The sequence below is a fragment of the Streptomyces sp. NPDC046335 genome, assembly GCF_055587985.1.
This window is the reverse complement of record NZ_JBVJFF010000010.1, coordinates 282,876-297,230: the sequence shown is the minus strand read 5'-3', so window position 1 is coordinate 297,230 and position 14,355 is coordinate 282,876. Positions and strand designations below refer to the sequence as shown.

The following is a 14,355-nucleotide window of genomic DNA, read 5'->3' as shown; positions in this document are numbered from 1 at the left end:
GGCCGGAACCCGTACGGCTCTACGCGGCCGTGCTCAGCGACAGGGCGAAGCGGCCCCTCTCGTCGGTCCACCAGTGGTCCAGGTGGAGACCGGCGGCGGCCAGTTCGGTGCGCACACCCTCCTGCCGGAACTTCGCCGAGATCTCCGTGCGCATCTCCTCGCCCTCGGCGAAGTCGACGGCGAGCTCCAGCGCGGCGATCTTCACCGTCTGGTCGACGGTGGAGCGCAGCCGCATCTCGATCCACTCGTTCTCCTCGTCCCAGACGGCGACGTGCTCGAAGGCCGCGGGGTCGAAGTCGGCGCCGAGCTCGCGGTCCATGACCGCCAGGACGTTCTTGTTGAACGAGGCCGTCACGCCCGAGCGGTCGTCGTACGCCGAGACGAGCACCGAGGGGTCCTTGACCAGGTCCGTGCCGAGGAGCAGCGCGTCGCCGGGGGAGAGGAGATCGCGTACGGAGGCGAGGAACGCGGCCCGTTCCGGGGGCAGCAGGTTGCCGATCGTGCCGCCGAGGAACGCCACCAGACGGGGCCCCGGGGTGCCCGGCAGCGCGAGGCCGCGGGTGAAGTCGGCGATCAGGGCGTGCACGGCGAGCGAGGGCCGCTGGGCGATCAGGGCGTTCGCGGCGCCGGTCAGCGCGCTCTCGCTGACGTCCACGGGGACGTAGGTGTGCAGTGACTCCATGGCGTCGATCAGATGGCGGGTCTTCTCGGAGGAGCCCGACCCCAGCTCGACCAGCGTGCGGGCACCGGATATCCGCGCGATCTCGGCGGCCCTGGTGACCAGGATCTCGCGCTCGGCGCGCGTCGGGTAGTACTCGGGCAGGGTGGTGATCTCCTCGAAGAGGACGCTGCCGCGCGCGTCGTAGAACCACTTGGGCGGCAGTGTCTTGGGCGTGCGGCTCAGGCCGTGCAGGACATCGGCGCGCAGAGCGGCTCCGGTGGCGTCCTCGGGCAGGGTGCGGGTCAGCAGGAACGGGCTCACGCGGAAGGCTCCTTGAGCGGTGTCAGCAGTACGTCGGTGCGGCTCGCGGCGAGCAGGGTGCGGTCCGGCACCTCGCGCCAGTGGGGGTCGTCGTCGTAGGGCTCGGAGGCGACGACGGTGCGGCGGCCGGGTTCCGCGAGGTACCAGAGGGTGTCGCCCCAGGCGGTCGCGGCGATCGTGTCGCCGTTGGTCAGCAGGAGGTTCAGGCGCGAGCCGGGGGCCGCCGCTGCGACCTCCAGGACGGTGTCGGCGAGCGCCTGCGCCTCCTCGTCGCCGCGCCGCAGCCGGTGCAGGACGAGCGCCCACACCAGCGCGGAGTCGCAGCGCGCCTCCATCGCGAGCAACTCGGCGGGCGGAAGGCCCCGCGCCGGCGCGGCGAGAGATCCGGGCCAGCCCGTCACCGCGCCGTTGTGGCTGAACAGCCAGCGCCCGGCCGCGAAGGGAGCCGCCGCGGCCTCGCCGTCCGCGCCCGCCTCGGTGGCGTCCCGCACCGCGGCGAGGAGTGCCTCGGTGCGCACGACCCGGGCGAGGTCGGCGAAGGAGCCGTCGGCCCAGATCGGCCCCGCGCGCCGGTAGCGGGCGGGTTCGGGGTCGCCGAGCGCGTACCAGCCGACCCCGAAGCCGTCGGCGTTGACGGTGCCGTGGCACTGGCGCCGGGGCGCCCACGACTGGCGGTACAGGCCGTGCGGGGGCGCGACGATGAGGCTTCCCAGCGGCTGTGACGGGCCGAGGAAAGCGAGGTGACGGCACATCAGCGGCTCCCCGTGGCCGCGGCCTCCGAGGGGCTTGGGTCCCGTGCCGTGCGGAACCCGGAGAAGATCTGCCGCCGCACCGGATGGTCCCAGTTGCGGAAGGTGCCCCGGCAGGCCACCGCGTCCACGGAGAACGCGCCCCCGCGCAGCACCTTGTAGTCACCGCCGAAGAACACGTCGGAGTACTCCCTGTAGGGGAAGGCGGTGAACCCCGGGTAGGGCAGGAAGCCGCTGGACGTCCACTCCCACACGTCGCCGATGAGCTGCCGTACGCCCAGCGGTGACTCGCCCGCGGGGTAGCTTCCCGCGGGGGCGGGGCGCAGGTGCCGCTGGCCCAGGTTGGCCCGCTCGGGGGTGGGGTCCTCGTCGCCCCAGGGGTAGCGCAGGGAGCGATCCGTCGCCGGGTCGTGCCGGGCGGCCTTTTCCCACTCCTCCTCGGTGGGCAGGCGCCGGCCCGCCCAGCGCGCGTAGGCGTCCGCCTCGTACCAGCTCACGTGCAGGACGGGCTCGTCGGCGGGCACCGGCTCGACGGCCCCGAAGCGGCGCCGCAGCCACTGGCCGCCCTCCCGGCGCCAGAAGAGCGGCGCGCGCAGCTTGTTCTTCCGGACCGTCGCCCAGCCCTCGGGCGTCCACCAGCGCATCTCGTCGTAGCCGCCGTCGGCGATGAAACGCTGGTACGCGGCGTTCGTCACCGGCGTGGTGTCGATGAAGAACGGCGGCACCAGGCGGCGGTGCGCGGGGCGTTCGTTGTCCAGGGCCCATGGCTCGGTGGAGGTGCCCATCGTGAACGGGCCGCCGGGGACGAGGACCTCGGCGGGCCCGGTGAAGGGCGGGCCGGGCAGCGGGTCCGGGGCGGCGAGCGCGGTGGGGCCCGAGCGGAGCTGGTGGGTGATGAGCATCGTCTCGTCGTGCTGCTGCTCGTGCTGCGCGATCATCCCGAAGGCGAAGCCCGCCTCGGTGAGCGCGGTGCCGTGGAACGGCGTCCTCTCCAGCACGTCCAGGACGCGCCCGCGCACCTCGGCCGCGTAGCCGCGGGCCTCGGCGGGGGCGAGCAGCGGCAGGTTCGGCCGCTGCGCACGGGGATGCTCGAAGGCGTCGTACAGCGAGTCGATCTCGGGCCGCATGGCGTCGCGGCCCGCGACCGCGCGCAGCAGCCACTGCTCTTCCTGGTTGCCTATGTGCGCCAGGTCCCAGACGAGCGGTGACATCAGCGGCGAGTGCTGTGCGGTCAGCTCGCCGTCCTCGACGCAGCCGGTCAGGACGGTGGTGCGCTGCCGCGCGGACAGCAGGGCGGCGAGCGCGCGTTCCCTGAGGACTTCCGGTTCGGTGCCTGCGCCGGTCATCGGTGTGCGTCCTTCCCCGTGGTGTCGTGCGGTCGAGAGGCGTCGAGCAGGTCGTCGGCCGGGCAGCGGCCCCGGGCGACGTACTCCTCGGCGTACGTCGCGACGGCGTCCCGCACGGACGTGTCGGCGCCCGTCCGGGCCAGCGCGTCGCCCGCGGCGGCGAAGCAGACGACGGCGGCCTCGCGCAGCTCGGCGTCGGCCGGGCCGTGGCGCGCGGCGTCCAGCCAGAGCGAGCTGTGCGGCCCGGTGGCCGAACCCGGCGGTCCGTCCCGCTCGGCCAGCGGCTTGACGGCCCGGTAGGCGGTCTCGGCGGCCTCCGGGTCGTCGAAGAGCGCGCTCGTCACGGCGAGCGGCACGATCCAGCCGTCCTCGCCGGGCTGGGCGTCGACCATGCGCAGCTCCAGGTGGCCGCGCGGCCTGACCGGCGGGAACAGCGTGGTCAGGTGGTAGTCGAGATCGTCACGGGTCGGGGGTCTGGGGTCGGCGGAACGGACCCAGGAGCGGAAGGAGAGCTCGTCGGGGACGCTCCACGGTCCTTCGCCCTCCGGGGTCCTGACGCACATGACCGGCGCGTCGAGGACGTGCCGGGTCCAGTTCTCGCGCGGCTCCCCCTCCAGCGGCGGGGCGCCGGACCTGCCGGGCACGATGCCCGCCCACACGGCCTGCCGCGTGGACCGCCAGCCGGTGGGACGGCCCTCCGACAGCGGCGAGTTGGCGAACGAGGCGACCAGGACGGGCCCGAGCAGATGCGCGAGACGCCAGCGGCGCGCGTACCCCAGCGGGCCCGGCTCCTCGTGCCCCGCGTCCAGGCAGATCTGCACGGAGGCCGTGGAGCACATCATGCGGCGCCCGGCGGGGCCGCCGCGGTCGAGGGAGGCCTCCAGCGCGTCGTAGCGGGGTTCGCGCAGCACGCGGGCCGGGGGCCGCCACGGGTCGGCGCCGAATCCGCTGAGGGTGAGGCGATGGGAGTGCAGGGTGCGCCGGACGGCTTCGAGATCGGCCCGCATGGCCGTCACGCACTCGGTCAGTGAGGCGGCGGGCAGCGAGCTGAGCTCCAGCTGGCCGCCGGGTTCGACGGTGAGGGGGGCGTTCAGAGGCAGGGCCCGCAGTGCGGTCAAGGCCGCTTCGAGGCGGGCGGAAGGGACGGGCAGATGGGGCTGCCCCGGTTCATGAACGAGCCATTCCAGTTCGACACCGACGGTACGGGGTGGGCCGGTCTTGAAGCAGATGCCGCGGATCAACGCCTCCACCTCGGCCTCCGTCACCGCGTCCGGCGCCTCGGTGCGAGGCGGCGGACGGTGCTTCGTACAGTCTCCCTCAGGCATGCGGAGATCCTTCCGTTCGCGCGAGTGCTCGGTATACCCAAAACCCTTCGGGCGTTGTGCACAAGAGTGCCCCTCAGGCCGTTTCGGCACCGGGAATTTCTGTTGCGCCGCCCGACGCGCACGGCTCACCATGCGTTCATGGAAGACACGGGGGCACGCGGTTGAGCACCAGACTGCGCGGCCAGGCGCACGAGACCGAGCAGATCATCGCGGCGGGCGGGTACGCCGCGCCCGGTGGCCGGAAAGTGTCCATCGCCGACGAGGTGGCCGCCGCTCGCGCAGGCACGCGGATGTACGGGCCCGAGCCGGTCGCGGTGGTGCCGCGCGAGCCCGTGCCGACGCGTCTGGAGGTGACCGGCGAGAGCAGCCTGGAGGCGGCGCGCAGGCTCACGGAGGGCGCGGAGTCACCGGTGGCGGTGCTCAACTTCTCGTCCGCGCGCAATCCCGGCGGCGGCTATCTGAACGGCGCGCAGGCGCAGGAGGAGGCGCTGTGCCGCGCCTCCGCGCTCTACACCTGCGTCAAGGAGGTCCGCGCCTTCTACGACCACCACCGCGCCGACCGCGACCCGTTCTACAGCGACCGCGTGATCCACTCGCCGGGCGTCCCGGTCTTCCGCGACGACCGCGGGCGGCTCCTGGAGTCCGCGTACACCGTCGGCTTCCTCACCGCGGCGGCGCCCAACGCGGGGGTGATCCGCCGCGCGGCCCCGGAGCGGGCGGCCGGTGTTCCGCGCGCGGTGGCCGTGCGCGCCGAGCGCGTCCTGGAGACGGCGCTCGCGTGCGGCTACGACCGCCTGGTGCTCGGCGCGTGGGGCTGCGGCGTCTTCATGAACGACCCCGCGCGGGTCGCGGGCGCCTTCCGGGCGCTGCTCGGCGAAGGCGGCAGGTTCGCCGGGCAGTTCGGCCACGTCGTGTTCGGGGTGCTCGACCGCACGAAGGGCGCGGTGACCCGCGCGGCCTTCGAGACGGCGTTCGAGACGGCGTTCGCGGCGGAGGCCGGCGGGGCCGGGCGTTGATCATCCGGCGGGCGCGGGGCCGGGGACCGGCTCGGGCCACCGCTCGTACCACCGCTGGTCCGCCTCCAACTGGGCGGCGAGGGAGATCAGGAGCGGCTCGCTGCCCGCGGGGCCGAGCAACTGCGCGCCGACCGGGAGGCCGCCCCGCACATGCCCGGCGGGGACGTTGACGCCCGGCCAGCCGAGGACGTTCCACGGCCAGGCGTAGGGGCAGGCGGCGATCATCGCCTGGTCGGTGCGCCAGCCGCTCAGGGCGGCCAGGGCGCCGACGCGGGGCGGCGGGGTGGCCGTGGTCGGCGTGAGCACCACGTCGTACGCGGTGAAGACGGCGCCCACCCTGCGGTGCAGCGCGGCCTCGAAGCGGCGGGCGAGCCGCAGCGGGGCGCCGCCGAGCAGCCGCCCCGTCCGCGCCGCTTCGCGCGTGCGCCGGTCAAGGAGCGCGGCGTCGGGCACGTGCCGCGCCCACTCGGCGATGCCCGCGGTGGCGCGCGGCACGAAGGCCGGGCCGATCAGGCCGTAGGCGGGGTCGGCCTCCGCCACGTCGTGCCCGAGCGCGGCGAGGCGGTCCGCGAGCGCCACGACCCGCTGCCGCACCGCGGGGTGCAGCCGCTTGGGCGTCCCGGTGAACGGCATGCGCAGCGAGAGCGCGATCCGCAGCCGCCCCGGCTCCCGCGTCGCCGCCTCGGCCGCGCGCACCGCCGGCGGCCGGTGCAGATCGCCCCGGTGGCTGCCGCTCGCCGCGTCGAGCAGCAGCGCGGCGTCCGCGACGGTCCTGGCGAGCGGGCCGTTGACGGTGATCCCGTGGAACGCCTCGGGCCACGGCCACGTCGAGATCCGGCCGCGCTGCGGCTTGATCCCCACCAGATGGGTCCAGGCCGCGGGGATGCGCACCGAGCCCGCCCCGTCCGAGCCGAGGGCGGCCGGGACCAGGCCCGCGGCGACCGCCGCCGCCGAGCCGCCCGACGAACCGCCGGGCGTGTGGGCGGTGTTCCACGGGTTGCGGGTGTCGCCGAAGCCGGGGCCCTCGGTGAACGGCCACTGGCCCAGCTCGCAGGTGTTGGTCTTGCCGACGACGACCGCACCGGCCGCCCGCAGCCTGCGCACGGCCTCGCAGTCCTCGCTCTTGGGCGGGAACTCGCCCCGGCAGCCGAACGCGGTCGGCTCGCCCGCCACGTCCATGTCGTCCTTCACGGCCAGCGGCACACCGAGCAGCGGCCGCCCTTCGAAGGGTCCGCCCGCCGCGAGCTGCCGGTCGGCGGCGTCCGCCTCGGCGAGCGCGGCGTCCTTCCGTACCCGCTTGAAGGCGTTGAGCGTGGGCTGCGCCGCCTCGATCCTGGCCAGGGCCCGCTCGGTCAGCTCCCGCGAGGACACCTCTCCCGCGGCCAGCGCGCGGGCGGAGTGCGCGAGCCCTTCGGCACGGTCGGCGGTCATGTGGGGACACCTCCGGTCGGGACGGGTGCCCGCACGTTAACCGGCCGGTAGCCCAACGGGGAACGGGGCCGGGGAAGTTCGCGCGAGGCTGCCGGAAAGTACATGGCTTGCCCACCAAAAGGGCCCTTGCGGGGATCTGCGAAGATGCCGGTGTCATGGTGCAGATACCGAACAAGGAGACCGCGCAGGGCTCCGTGCCGACCAGCGCCGACGTCGCACGTCTGGCAGGGGTCTCCCGCGCGACCGTCAGTTACGTCCTCAACAACACCAGCGCCGTGCGGATAAGCGAGCCCACGCGCCGCCGCGTCCACGCCGCCGCCAAGGAACTGGGCTACGTCCCGCACGCCGCCGCCCGCAGCCTGCGCGCCGGGCACAGCCGCATGGTCCTCATGCCCACGTCGGAGATCCCGCTGGGCCCGCTCTTCAGCCGGTTCTTCAACGAACTGCAGTGGGCGCTCAGCCGCCTCGACTACACCGTCGTGCAGTACGCGAGCCTCGGCATGACCGGCGAGGCCGCGGCCCGCGCCTGGGCCGAGCTGCGGCCCGTCGCGGTCCTCGCGCCCGACGCCTCCGCGCTGGGACCGCAGGGCGTGACCGTCCTGAAGCGGTCCGGCGCCAAGGCCGTCTTCACCCTCGGCCCGCAGCGCGTCGAGGGCGCCCACGCGCTCCTCATGGACGGCCGCCGGGTGGGGGAGGCCGCGGCCCTGCACCTGCTGGCCCGCGGAAGGCGCCGGATCGGCGCGATCGTCCCCGAGGAACAAGGCCTGGAGATCTTCTCGGAGCCCCGGGTCGAGGGACTCCGCAAGGCGCTCCGCGCCGCGCGCATCACCGGCGCGTCCATCACGGAGGTGCCCCTCGCCTACGACGAGGCGTCCGCCGCGCGGCTCGCGGCGCGCTGGCGCTCACTGGGCATCGACGGCGTCTTCGCGTACAACGACGAGTACGCGATGCTGCTGCTGCGGGCGCTTCAGGACGAAGGCATCGCGGTGCCCGACGAGACGGCCGTCATCGGCTCCGACGACCTCATGCTCGGCAGGCTGCTGCGGCCGCGGCTCAGCACCGTCCGCGTCGAGCTGCCCTCGGGGAGCGGCCTCGCCGAACTCGTCGACCGCGTGGTCCGCGACCCGGGGACCGAACCCGAGGTGCACGACGTGCTCGGGGCGGACGTCGTGCACCGCGAGTCCAGCTGAACCGCCGGTCCGCGGCTCCCCGTGGTGCGCCCTACTGACCCTGTTCCGCCTGCTTGGACTGCTCCTCGGCGACCTGCTTGCGGACCTCGTCCATGTCCAGGTTCCTCGCCTGGCCGATGACATCCGTGAGCGCCGACTCGGGCAGCGCGCCCGGCTGGGCGAACACCGCCACCTGGTCGCGCACGATCATCAGCGTCGGGATGGACTGGATGTTGAACGCCGCGGCCAGCTCGGGCTGCGCCTCCGTGTCCACCTTGGCGAAGACGAGGTCCGGGTTGGCCTCGGCCGCCTTCTCGTAGACGGGGGCGAACTGCTTGCAGGGGCCGCACCACTCGGCCCAGAAGTCGATCAGGACGAATCCGTTGTCCGTGACCGTCTGGTCGAAGTTCTCCTTGGTGAGCTCCATCGTCGTGCTCATGGTGTGTCCCTGCTTCCTGTGTGAGGCATGACCGCTTTCGGTAACGGCCGATGGTGCGAACGTATTCCGCCCGTCATGCGCGCGCGGCGAACCGCGCACGCACCGGCATGTCCGGCGCGCTTACCCATGTGGCCACGGCGCACACCTGCGGTGAGACTGTCCTCATGACGGATGCCAAGACGTACGACGTAGTAGTCATCGGAGCAGGTCCCGTGGGGGAGAACGTGGCCGACCGGGCCCGCGCGGCGGGCCTCAGTGCCGCGATCGTGGAGAGCGAACTCGTGGGGGGTGAATGCTCCTATTGGGCGTGCATGCCCAGCAAGGCGCTGCTGCGCCCCGTCATCGCCCGCGCCGACGCGCGGCGCGTGCCCGGGCTGCGCGAAGCCGTGCGGGGCCCACTGGACGCCGCGGAGGTCCTCGCCCACCGCGACTACTACACCTCGAACTGGAAGGACGACGGCCAGGTCGGATGGCTGGAGGGTGTCGGCGTCGAGCTGTACCGGGGCCACGGGCGCGTCGCCGGGCCGCGCAAGGTCTCGGTGACCGGCACGGACGGCACCGAGCAGATCATCGAGGCGCGCCACGCGGTGGCCGTCTGCACCGGGACCCGCGCCGCCCTGCCCGATCTGCCGGGGCTCGCCGACGTCAAGCCGTGGACCAGCCGCGAGGCCACCGCGGCCGATCACGTGCCCGGCCGCCTGCTGGTGGTCGGCGGTGGCGTCGTCGCCGTCGAGATGGCCACCGCCTGGCGGGCGCTCGGCTCCGAGGTGACGATGCTGGTGCGCGGCGAAGGGCTGCTCCCGCGCATGGAGCCGTTCGCGGGCGAGCTGGTGCGCGAGGCCCTCACCGAGGCGGGCGCGGACGTCCGCACCGGCGTCTCGGTCACCGCCGTCACCCGCGAGAGCGGCACGGTCAGGGCCACCCTCGACGACGTCTCGACCCTGGAGGCGGACGAGATCCTCTTCGCCACCGGCCGCGCGCCGCGCACGGACGACATCGGCCTGGAGAGCGTCGGCCTGCGGCCCGGCTCGTGGCTCGACGTCGACGAGAGCCTGCGCGTGACGGGCAGCGACTGGCTCTACGCGGTGGGCGACGTGAACCACCGGGCGCTCCTCACCCACCAGGGCAAGTACCAGGCGCGCGTCGCGGGCGCCGCCATCGCCGCCCGCGCCCAGGGCGTGCCGATCCTGGAGAGCGACCGCTGGGGCGCGCACGCGGCCACCGCCGATCACGACGCCGTCCCGCAGGTCGTCTTCACCGACCCCGAGGCCGCGTCGGCGGGCCTGACCCTCGCGGAGGCGGAGTCCGCGGGCCGCCGGGTGCGCGCCGTCGACTACGACATGTCCGGCGTCGCGGGCGCGGGCCTCTACGCGGACGGCTACCGCGGACGCGCCCGCATGGTCGTCGACCTCGACCGCGAGGTACTGCTCGGCGTCACCTTCGTCGGCCCCGGAGTGGGCGAGCTGATCCACTCGGCGACGATGGCGGTGGCCGGGGAGATCCCGGTCGACCGCCTGTGGCACGCGGTCCCCGCCTACCCCACGATCAGCGAGGTGTGGCTGCGGCTCCTGGAGACGTACCGCGGCTGACCGTCCCGTCCGGTCGGGCCGCTCCCGGGGCGAAAGGTAGCCTGATGACAGCGGCGGTCCCCCTCGGGGGGCAGCCGCGCGGCGGTGGGGCCCGCCGTACCCGAACCGCGGCGAAGGATGCCGCCAACGGTCCCTACTTGCGTACGAGCGCGCCCGACGACGGGCGCATGCGAGTAGGAGGAACATGCCCAGGGCAACCGGACGCCCCGGAACCAGACGCCCCGGAACGGCCGCGGAACCCATTGACCCGGACATCGATTCCATCGGCCCCGAGCCGCGGCAGGGCCTCACACGCGGCCAGGGAAAGATCCTCGCGGCGGTGGCCGTGGGCGGTGCCGTCGGAGCCTCCGCCCGCTACGGCACCTCCCTCCTCTGGCCGGCCGCCGACGACGCCTTCCCCTGGTGGACGCTCGTGGTGAACGCCGTCGGCTGCGCGGTCATCGGCGCCTTCATGGTCCTGATCACCGACGTGTGGCCGGCGCACCCCCTGCTGAGACCGTTCTTCGGTACGGGGGTGCTCGGCGGCTTCACCACGTTCTCGACGTACGCCACGGACATCGAACGCCTGGTCGACGGCGGCCACGTCCGCACGGGCCTCGCCTATCTGGCGCTGACCCTCGCCGCGGCGCTCCTGGCGGTGTGGGGCGCGGCGTGGACGACGCGCCGCCTCGTGCGGGCGGTGCGCGGATGAACTGGCTGTTCGTCATCGCCGGGGCGATGATCGGCGCGCCCCTGCGCTACCTCACCGACCGCGCGGTCCGGACGCGGCTGAACACCGCCTTCCCCTGGGGAACCCTCGGCGTGAACGTGGCGGGCTCCCTGATCCTCGGGGTCCTCACCGGAGCCGTCACCGCCGGGGCCGCCTCCTCGCACCTGGAGCTCTTCCTCGGCACCGGACTGTGCGGGGCCCTGACCACGTACTCGACCTTCTCCTACGAGACGCTGCGGCTCGCCGAGACCGGTGCCGGGTTCTCCGCGGTGGCCAACGCGCTCGGCAGCGTCGGCGCGGGCCTCGGCGCGGCCTTCGTGGGGGTGGCCGTCGCCGAGGCCCTGTGGGCCTGACGGAGCACGCTCAGCGGCGTGCCGTCAGCGCCGAGGAGACCTCGGCGGCCCACTTCCAGGGCGCGGCCGTGCCGCCGGGCTCGGAGTTGAAGTACTCCCAGCCGGCCACGCCCCCGAACCCTGGGTGCTTCGAGGCGAGCTTCCCCAGCGTCGACTTGAGCGTCGCCATGTCGACATAGCCGCTGCCGCCGTTGGCCGGCGAGGTCAGCGTGCCCGCCACCACCTTGTCGGCGGGTATCAGGCCGCGCGCGATGATGGCGTCGTAACTGGACGTCGAGCTCATGCGGCCCCAGCCGTTGTAGAACTGGGCGTTGAACCACGCGATGTCACCGCCGCGGCTGCGGTAAAGGGCGTCGTAGTCGAATCCGGAGAGATTTCCGCCGCCGCTGAGCGCACTGCCGACCGGCGCGAGCGTAATGAGGAATCCGGCGCCGAAGTCGGCACGGAGGGCTCTGATGACGCGCTCGATTCCGGCGAGCGACATGTCCTCCTCGACGTCGAGGTCGACACCGTCGAGCCCGTACTCCCGGATGAAGTCCCGCAGCAACGGGTAATACGTGTCGAATTCCTCGTCGAGCCGCGTGAAGCTGCCCGGCGCCGCGCCACCGACCATCGCGAGCACGTGCACGCCCTGGCCTTGCAGCGTCTTCAGGTCGGCCCACATGCGGTCGAACTTGGCCGCGTTCGGCGGGTCGTCGTTGAGATGGACGGGGGCGTACGGGCCGCCCAGGTCGTTGATGTGCACCGCCGCGACCAGCACGTCCGTCACGCCGGTGCGGTGCTCGGTGAGCGCGAGCGGCGAGACGTAGGTGCCGTTCGTGTACTGCGTCTGGTAATAGACGACCACACGTTTCGCCGCCGCGGCCGGCTTTCTCGCCGCCATGGCCGTACCGCCGGACGCGGCGGTGAATGCCAGTGCCGCGAGCAGGACGCTGCGCCTCTTCATGCTCATCTCTCCCCTGGATCGAAGTCGCCGCAATTCTTACGGGGAGACAGCCGCAATCGCTAGGGCAAGGCGGCGCTAAAGCGCATTAGTTGAGGACCAGGTGGCGGAGCCGCACGACGCCGTTGCCGAAGGTCCGGGTGTCCGCGAGCCGCAGGTGGGCCCGGGGGACCGGCGCCCGGAACATGGCTCTGCCGCCGCCGAGGACGATGGGGTGGACGTAGGTGTGGATCTCGTCGACCAGGCCGAGGCGCAGGAACGACGAGGCCAGTTCGGCCCCGCCGAGGCCGAGATCCCCGTCGGCCCGCTCCTTGAGCGCGCGGATCTCCTCGGGCACCACCTCGCGCAGGATCGTGGTGCCCCAGCCCGCCTCCTTCAGGGTGCGCGAGAAGACGTACTTGGGCTTCGACCGCCAGATGCCCGCGAACTCCGCCTCGGCCTCGCTCGACGGATGCTGGTCGGCGGTCGGCCAGAAGCCGGCCATCAGCTCCCAGGTGACACGGCCGTCGAGGAACGCGCCCATCGCCGCGGTCTCCTCGTTGAAGTGCCGGTGCAGCTCGTCGTCGACCAGGTGCCAGTCGATCTCGCGGTCCGGCCCCTCCATGAAGCCGTCCAAGGAGACGGACATCGCCCACACGACTTTCCGCATCTCGGCCCTCGCCCTCGCATCGCGGTCACGGTCGCTCGTGGCGGCGACGATACGCCGGGCCCCGCCGCGAACCGGGCGACGCGACGGCGAAGGCCCCCGCGAGCGGTGGGCCCGCGGGGGCCTCGTCGTGCCGTGCGGGACCTCAGATCCGAGCCTCGTCCTCGGTGAAGTCGCCGTTCAGCGCCGCGGCCATCCGCAGCTGCGGCGCCGCCTCGGCCGCCCTGCTCTGCCGTTGCAGGGTGCGGCCCAGCATGAGCCGGGCGTAGCCCTCGACCGGGTCGAGATCGATCACCTTGCGCAGCTCCGTCTCGGCACGCCGCAGCTGAGCGGAGTGGTAGTAGGCGCGGGCGAGCAGCAGACGCGGGGCGACCTGCTCGGGCACCTCGTCGGCCAGCGCGTCGAGGATGCGCGCCGCCGTCGCGTACTCCTTGGCGTCGAAGAACTGCCGCGCGCGCTCCCAGCGCTCCGCCGCCGTCCCGTGGTCGTAATAGGTCATCTCCACTGTCTGCCTCCTTCGCCCCCTGTAACCCATCCTTGCGCCGGCGCATTCCGGCCGGTCCTGACGGGGCCCTCGGGCATACGACGCACCCGCGTGGTGCCGCGCCATGACTGCCGTCCCGAACCCGGCGGGACTAGGTTGTGCGGCATGAGCAATCTTGCCCGCGAGGCGGTCCCGACCCGGTGCGGCGGCCGGGGCTTCGTCGTCGCCGAACCGGTGCGCGAACTCCTCAGCCCCCGGCAGATCAGGCTCGGCGAGTCCACGGAGGTCCGCCGCCTGCTGCCCAACCTCGGCCGGCGCATGGTCGGCGCCTGGTGCTTCGTTGACCACTACGGCCCCGATGACATCGCCGATGAGCCCGGCATGCAGGTCCCGCCCCATCCGCACATGGGTCTACAGACCGTGAGCTGGCTGCACGAGGGCGAGGTCCTGCACCGCGACTCCACCGGCAGCGTGCGGACCATCCGCCCCCGGGAGCTCGGCCTGATGACCTCGGGCCGGGCGATCTCCCACTCCGAGGAGAGCCCGCGAGGGCACGCGCGCCTGCTGCACGGCGCACAGCTGTGGGTCGCCCTGCCCGGCGGCGACCGCCACACGGACCCGCGCTTCGAGCACCACGCGGAGCTCCCGCGGGTCACCGCCCCGGGCCTGACGGCGACGCTGATCCTGGGCGGCCTGGACGGGGCGCGCTCACCCGGTACGGCGTACACACCGATCGTCGGCGCCGACCTCACGCTGTCCGACGGCGCGGACGTATGCCTCCCGCTGGAGCCGGACTTCGAGTACGCCGTCCTCTCCATGTCGGGCGAGGCCCACGTCGACGGCGTCCCCGTACTGCCCGGCTCCATGCTCTATCTGGGCTGCGGCCGCACCGGACTTCCGCTGCGCGCCGCGTCGGACGCCTCCCTGATGCTCCTGGGCGGCGAGCCGTTCGAGGAGGAGCTGGTGATGTGGTGGAACTTCGTCGGCAGGTCGCAGGACGATATCGCCCAGGCGCGCGCGGACTGGATGAATGGGGCGCGATTCGGTGAAGTGAAGGGGTACGACGGAGATCCGCTGGCCGCACCCGAGCTGCCGCCCGTGCCGCTCAAACCCCGGGGACGAGTGCGCTGACGTTCCGCTCACCGAGGCCGGCCCCGACAACTGCCCGCGATAC

General features: G+C 73.4%; 15 protein-coding genes. 6 read left to right on the top strand and 9 right to left on the bottom strand.

The features are described from left to right. Nucleotides 1-19: 19 nt before the first annotated feature. From egtD to egtA, 4 genes are read right to left on the bottom strand one after another with little or no spacing between them, the layout of a single operon-like run. Nucleotides 20-982: an L-histidine N(alpha)-methyltransferase gene (gene egtD / locus ACZ6JY_RS25575; protein ID WP_469199217.1), complete on the bottom strand. Its 963-nt coding sequence runs from the start codon at nt 980-982 to the stop codon at nt 20-22. Beyond that, a complete protein-coding gene (egtC, locus tag ACZ6JY_RS25570) occupies nt 979-1,734 on the bottom strand; it encodes an ergothioneine biosynthesis protein EgtC (RefSeq protein WP_469199215.1) in 756 nt (251 codons plus the stop codon). Before egtC ends, egtD begins: the two co-directional genes overlap by 4 nt. Then, nucleotides 1,734-3,077, bottom strand: coding sequence for an ergothioneine biosynthesis protein EgtB (gene egtB / locus ACZ6JY_RS25565; protein ID WP_469199213.1), 1,344 nt, complete (start codon nt 3,075-3,077; stop codon nt 1,734-1,736). The genes egtC and egtB overlap by 1 nt, the downstream gene beginning before the upstream one ends. Then, a complete protein-coding gene (gene egtA / locus ACZ6JY_RS25560; protein ID WP_469199211.1) occupies nt 3,074-4,402 on the bottom strand; it encodes an ergothioneine biosynthesis glutamate--cysteine ligase EgtA in 1,329 nt (442 codons plus the stop codon). The genes egtB and egtA overlap by 4 nt, the downstream gene beginning before the upstream one ends. 161 nt (nt 4,403-4,563) lie before the next feature. Between egtA and ACZ6JY_RS25555 the strand changes: the two genes are divergently transcribed. Continuing rightward, nucleotides 4,564-5,418, top strand: coding sequence for a TIGR02452 family protein (locus ACZ6JY_RS25555; protein ID WP_469199209.1), 855 nt, complete (start codon nt 4,564-4,566; stop codon nt 5,416-5,418). Here ACZ6JY_RS25555 and ACZ6JY_RS25550 read toward each other — a convergent pair whose 3' ends face one another. After that, nucleotides 5,419-6,849 carry an amidase gene (locus tag ACZ6JY_RS25550; RefSeq protein WP_469199207.1) on the bottom strand — a complete coding sequence of 477 codons (1,431 nt, stop codon included), beginning with the start codon at nt 6,847-6,849 and terminating at the stop codon, nt 5,419-5,421. Nucleotides 6,850-7,004: 155 nt separating this feature from the next. Between ACZ6JY_RS25550 and ACZ6JY_RS25545 the strand changes: the two genes are divergently transcribed. Next, complete coding sequence (locus ACZ6JY_RS25545; protein ID WP_469199205.1) at nt 7,005-8,039, top strand: LacI family DNA-binding transcriptional regulator; 1,035 nt, start codon at nt 7,005-7,007, stop codon at nt 8,037-8,039. Between the two features lie 31 nt (nt 8,040-8,070). Here ACZ6JY_RS25545 and trxA read toward each other — a convergent pair whose 3' ends face one another. Next, complete coding sequence (gene trxA / locus ACZ6JY_RS25540; protein WP_469199202.1) at nt 8,071-8,457, bottom strand: thioredoxin; 387 nt, start codon at nt 8,455-8,457, stop codon at nt 8,071-8,073. 164 nt (nt 8,458-8,621) lie between these two features. Between trxA and ACZ6JY_RS25535 the strand changes: the two genes are divergently transcribed. From ACZ6JY_RS25535 to crcB (ACZ6JY_RS25525), 3 genes are all read left to right on the top strand, one after another. After that, nucleotides 8,622-10,046 carry a dihydrolipoyl dehydrogenase family protein gene (locus tag ACZ6JY_RS25535; protein WP_469199200.1) on the top strand — a complete coding sequence of 475 codons (1,425 nt, stop codon included), beginning with the start codon at nt 8,622-8,624 and terminating at the stop codon, nt 10,044-10,046. A 184-nt stretch (nt 10,047-10,230) separates the two neighbouring features. Continuing rightward, nucleotides 10,231-10,737 (top strand): fluoride efflux transporter CrcB, encoded by a 507-nt coding sequence (gene crcB, locus ACZ6JY_RS25530; protein WP_469199198.1) that lies wholly within the window; start codon nt 10,231-10,233, stop codon nt 10,735-10,737. Continuing rightward, nucleotides 10,734-11,108, top strand: a complete 375-nt coding sequence (gene crcB, locus ACZ6JY_RS25525) for a fluoride efflux transporter CrcB (RefSeq protein WP_469199196.1) — start codon at nt 10,734-10,736, stop codon at nt 11,106-11,108. The genes crcB (ACZ6JY_RS25530) and crcB (ACZ6JY_RS25525) overlap by 4 nt, the downstream gene beginning before the upstream one ends. A gap of 10 nt (nt 11,109-11,118) precedes the next feature. Here crcB (ACZ6JY_RS25525) and ACZ6JY_RS25520 read toward each other — a convergent pair whose 3' ends face one another. The 3 genes from ACZ6JY_RS25520 to ACZ6JY_RS25510 form a co-directional block, all read right to left on the bottom strand. Then, nucleotides 11,119-12,054, bottom strand: coding sequence for a glycosyl hydrolase family 18 protein (locus ACZ6JY_RS25520; protein ID WP_469199194.1), 936 nt, complete (start codon nt 12,052-12,054; stop codon nt 11,119-11,121). A gap of 85 nt (nt 12,055-12,139) precedes the next feature. Continuing rightward, nucleotides 12,140-12,700, bottom strand: coding sequence for a dihydrofolate reductase family protein (locus ACZ6JY_RS25515; RefSeq protein WP_469199192.1), 561 nt, complete (start codon nt 12,698-12,700; stop codon nt 12,140-12,142). Nucleotides 12,701-12,842: 142 nt separating this feature from the next. After that, a complete protein-coding gene (locus ACZ6JY_RS25510; RefSeq protein ID WP_469199190.1) occupies nt 12,843-13,202 on the bottom strand; it encodes a tetratricopeptide repeat protein in 360 nt (119 codons plus the stop codon). 144 nt (nt 13,203-13,346) lie between these two features. Between ACZ6JY_RS25510 and ACZ6JY_RS25505 the strand changes: the two genes are divergently transcribed. After that, the gene (locus ACZ6JY_RS25505; RefSeq protein ID WP_469199188.1) at nt 13,347-14,312 is read left to right on the top strand and encodes a pirin family protein; all 966 of its coding nucleotides are present in this window, start codon (nt 13,347-13,349) and stop codon (nt 14,310-14,312) included. Nucleotides 14,313-14,355: the final 43 nt, after the last annotated feature.

Bases quoted from the DNA above. Each gene is read 5' to 3' on its own strand.
- egtC (WP_469199215.1), bottom strand. From the start codon at position 1,734: ATGTGCCGTCACCTCGCTTTCCTCGGCCCGTCACAGCCGCTGGGAAGC.
- egtB (WP_469199213.1), bottom strand. From the start codon at position 3,077: ATGACCGGCGCAGGCACCGAACCGGAAGTCCTCAGGGAACGCGCGCTC.
- egtA (WP_469199211.1), bottom strand. From the start codon at position 4,402: ATGCCTGAGGGAGACTGTACGAAGCACCGTCCGCCGCCTCGCACCGAG.
- ACZ6JY_RS25550 (WP_469199207.1), bottom strand. From the start codon at position 6,849: ATGACCGCCGACCGTGCCGAAGGGCTCGCGCACTCCGCCCGCGCGCTG.
- ACZ6JY_RS25545 (WP_469199205.1), top strand. From the start codon at position 7,005: ATGGTGCAGATACCGAACAAGGAGACCGCGCAGGGCTCCGTGCCGACC.
- trxA (WP_469199202.1), bottom strand. From the start codon at position 8,457: ATGAGCACGACGATGGAGCTCACCAAGGAGAACTTCGACCAGACGGTC.
- ACZ6JY_RS25535 (WP_469199200.1), top strand. From the start codon at position 8,622: ATGACGGATGCCAAGACGTACGACGTAGTAGTCATCGGAGCAGGTCCC.
- crcB (WP_469199198.1), top strand. From the start codon at position 10,231: ATGCCCAGGGCAACCGGACGCCCCGGAACCAGACGCCCCGGAACGGCC.
- crcB (WP_469199196.1), top strand. From the start codon at position 10,734: ATGAACTGGCTGTTCGTCATCGCCGGGGCGATGATCGGCGCGCCCCTG.
- ACZ6JY_RS25520 (WP_469199194.1), bottom strand. From the start codon at position 12,054: ATGAAGAGGCGCAGCGTCCTGCTCGCGGCACTGGCATTCACCGCCGCG.
- ACZ6JY_RS25515 (WP_469199192.1), bottom strand. From the start codon at position 12,700: ATGCGGAAAGTCGTGTGGGCGATGTCCGTCTCCTTGGACGGCTTCATG.
- ACZ6JY_RS25505 (WP_469199188.1), top strand. From the start codon at position 13,347: ATGAGCAATCTTGCCCGCGAGGCGGTCCCGACCCGGTGCGGCGGCCGG.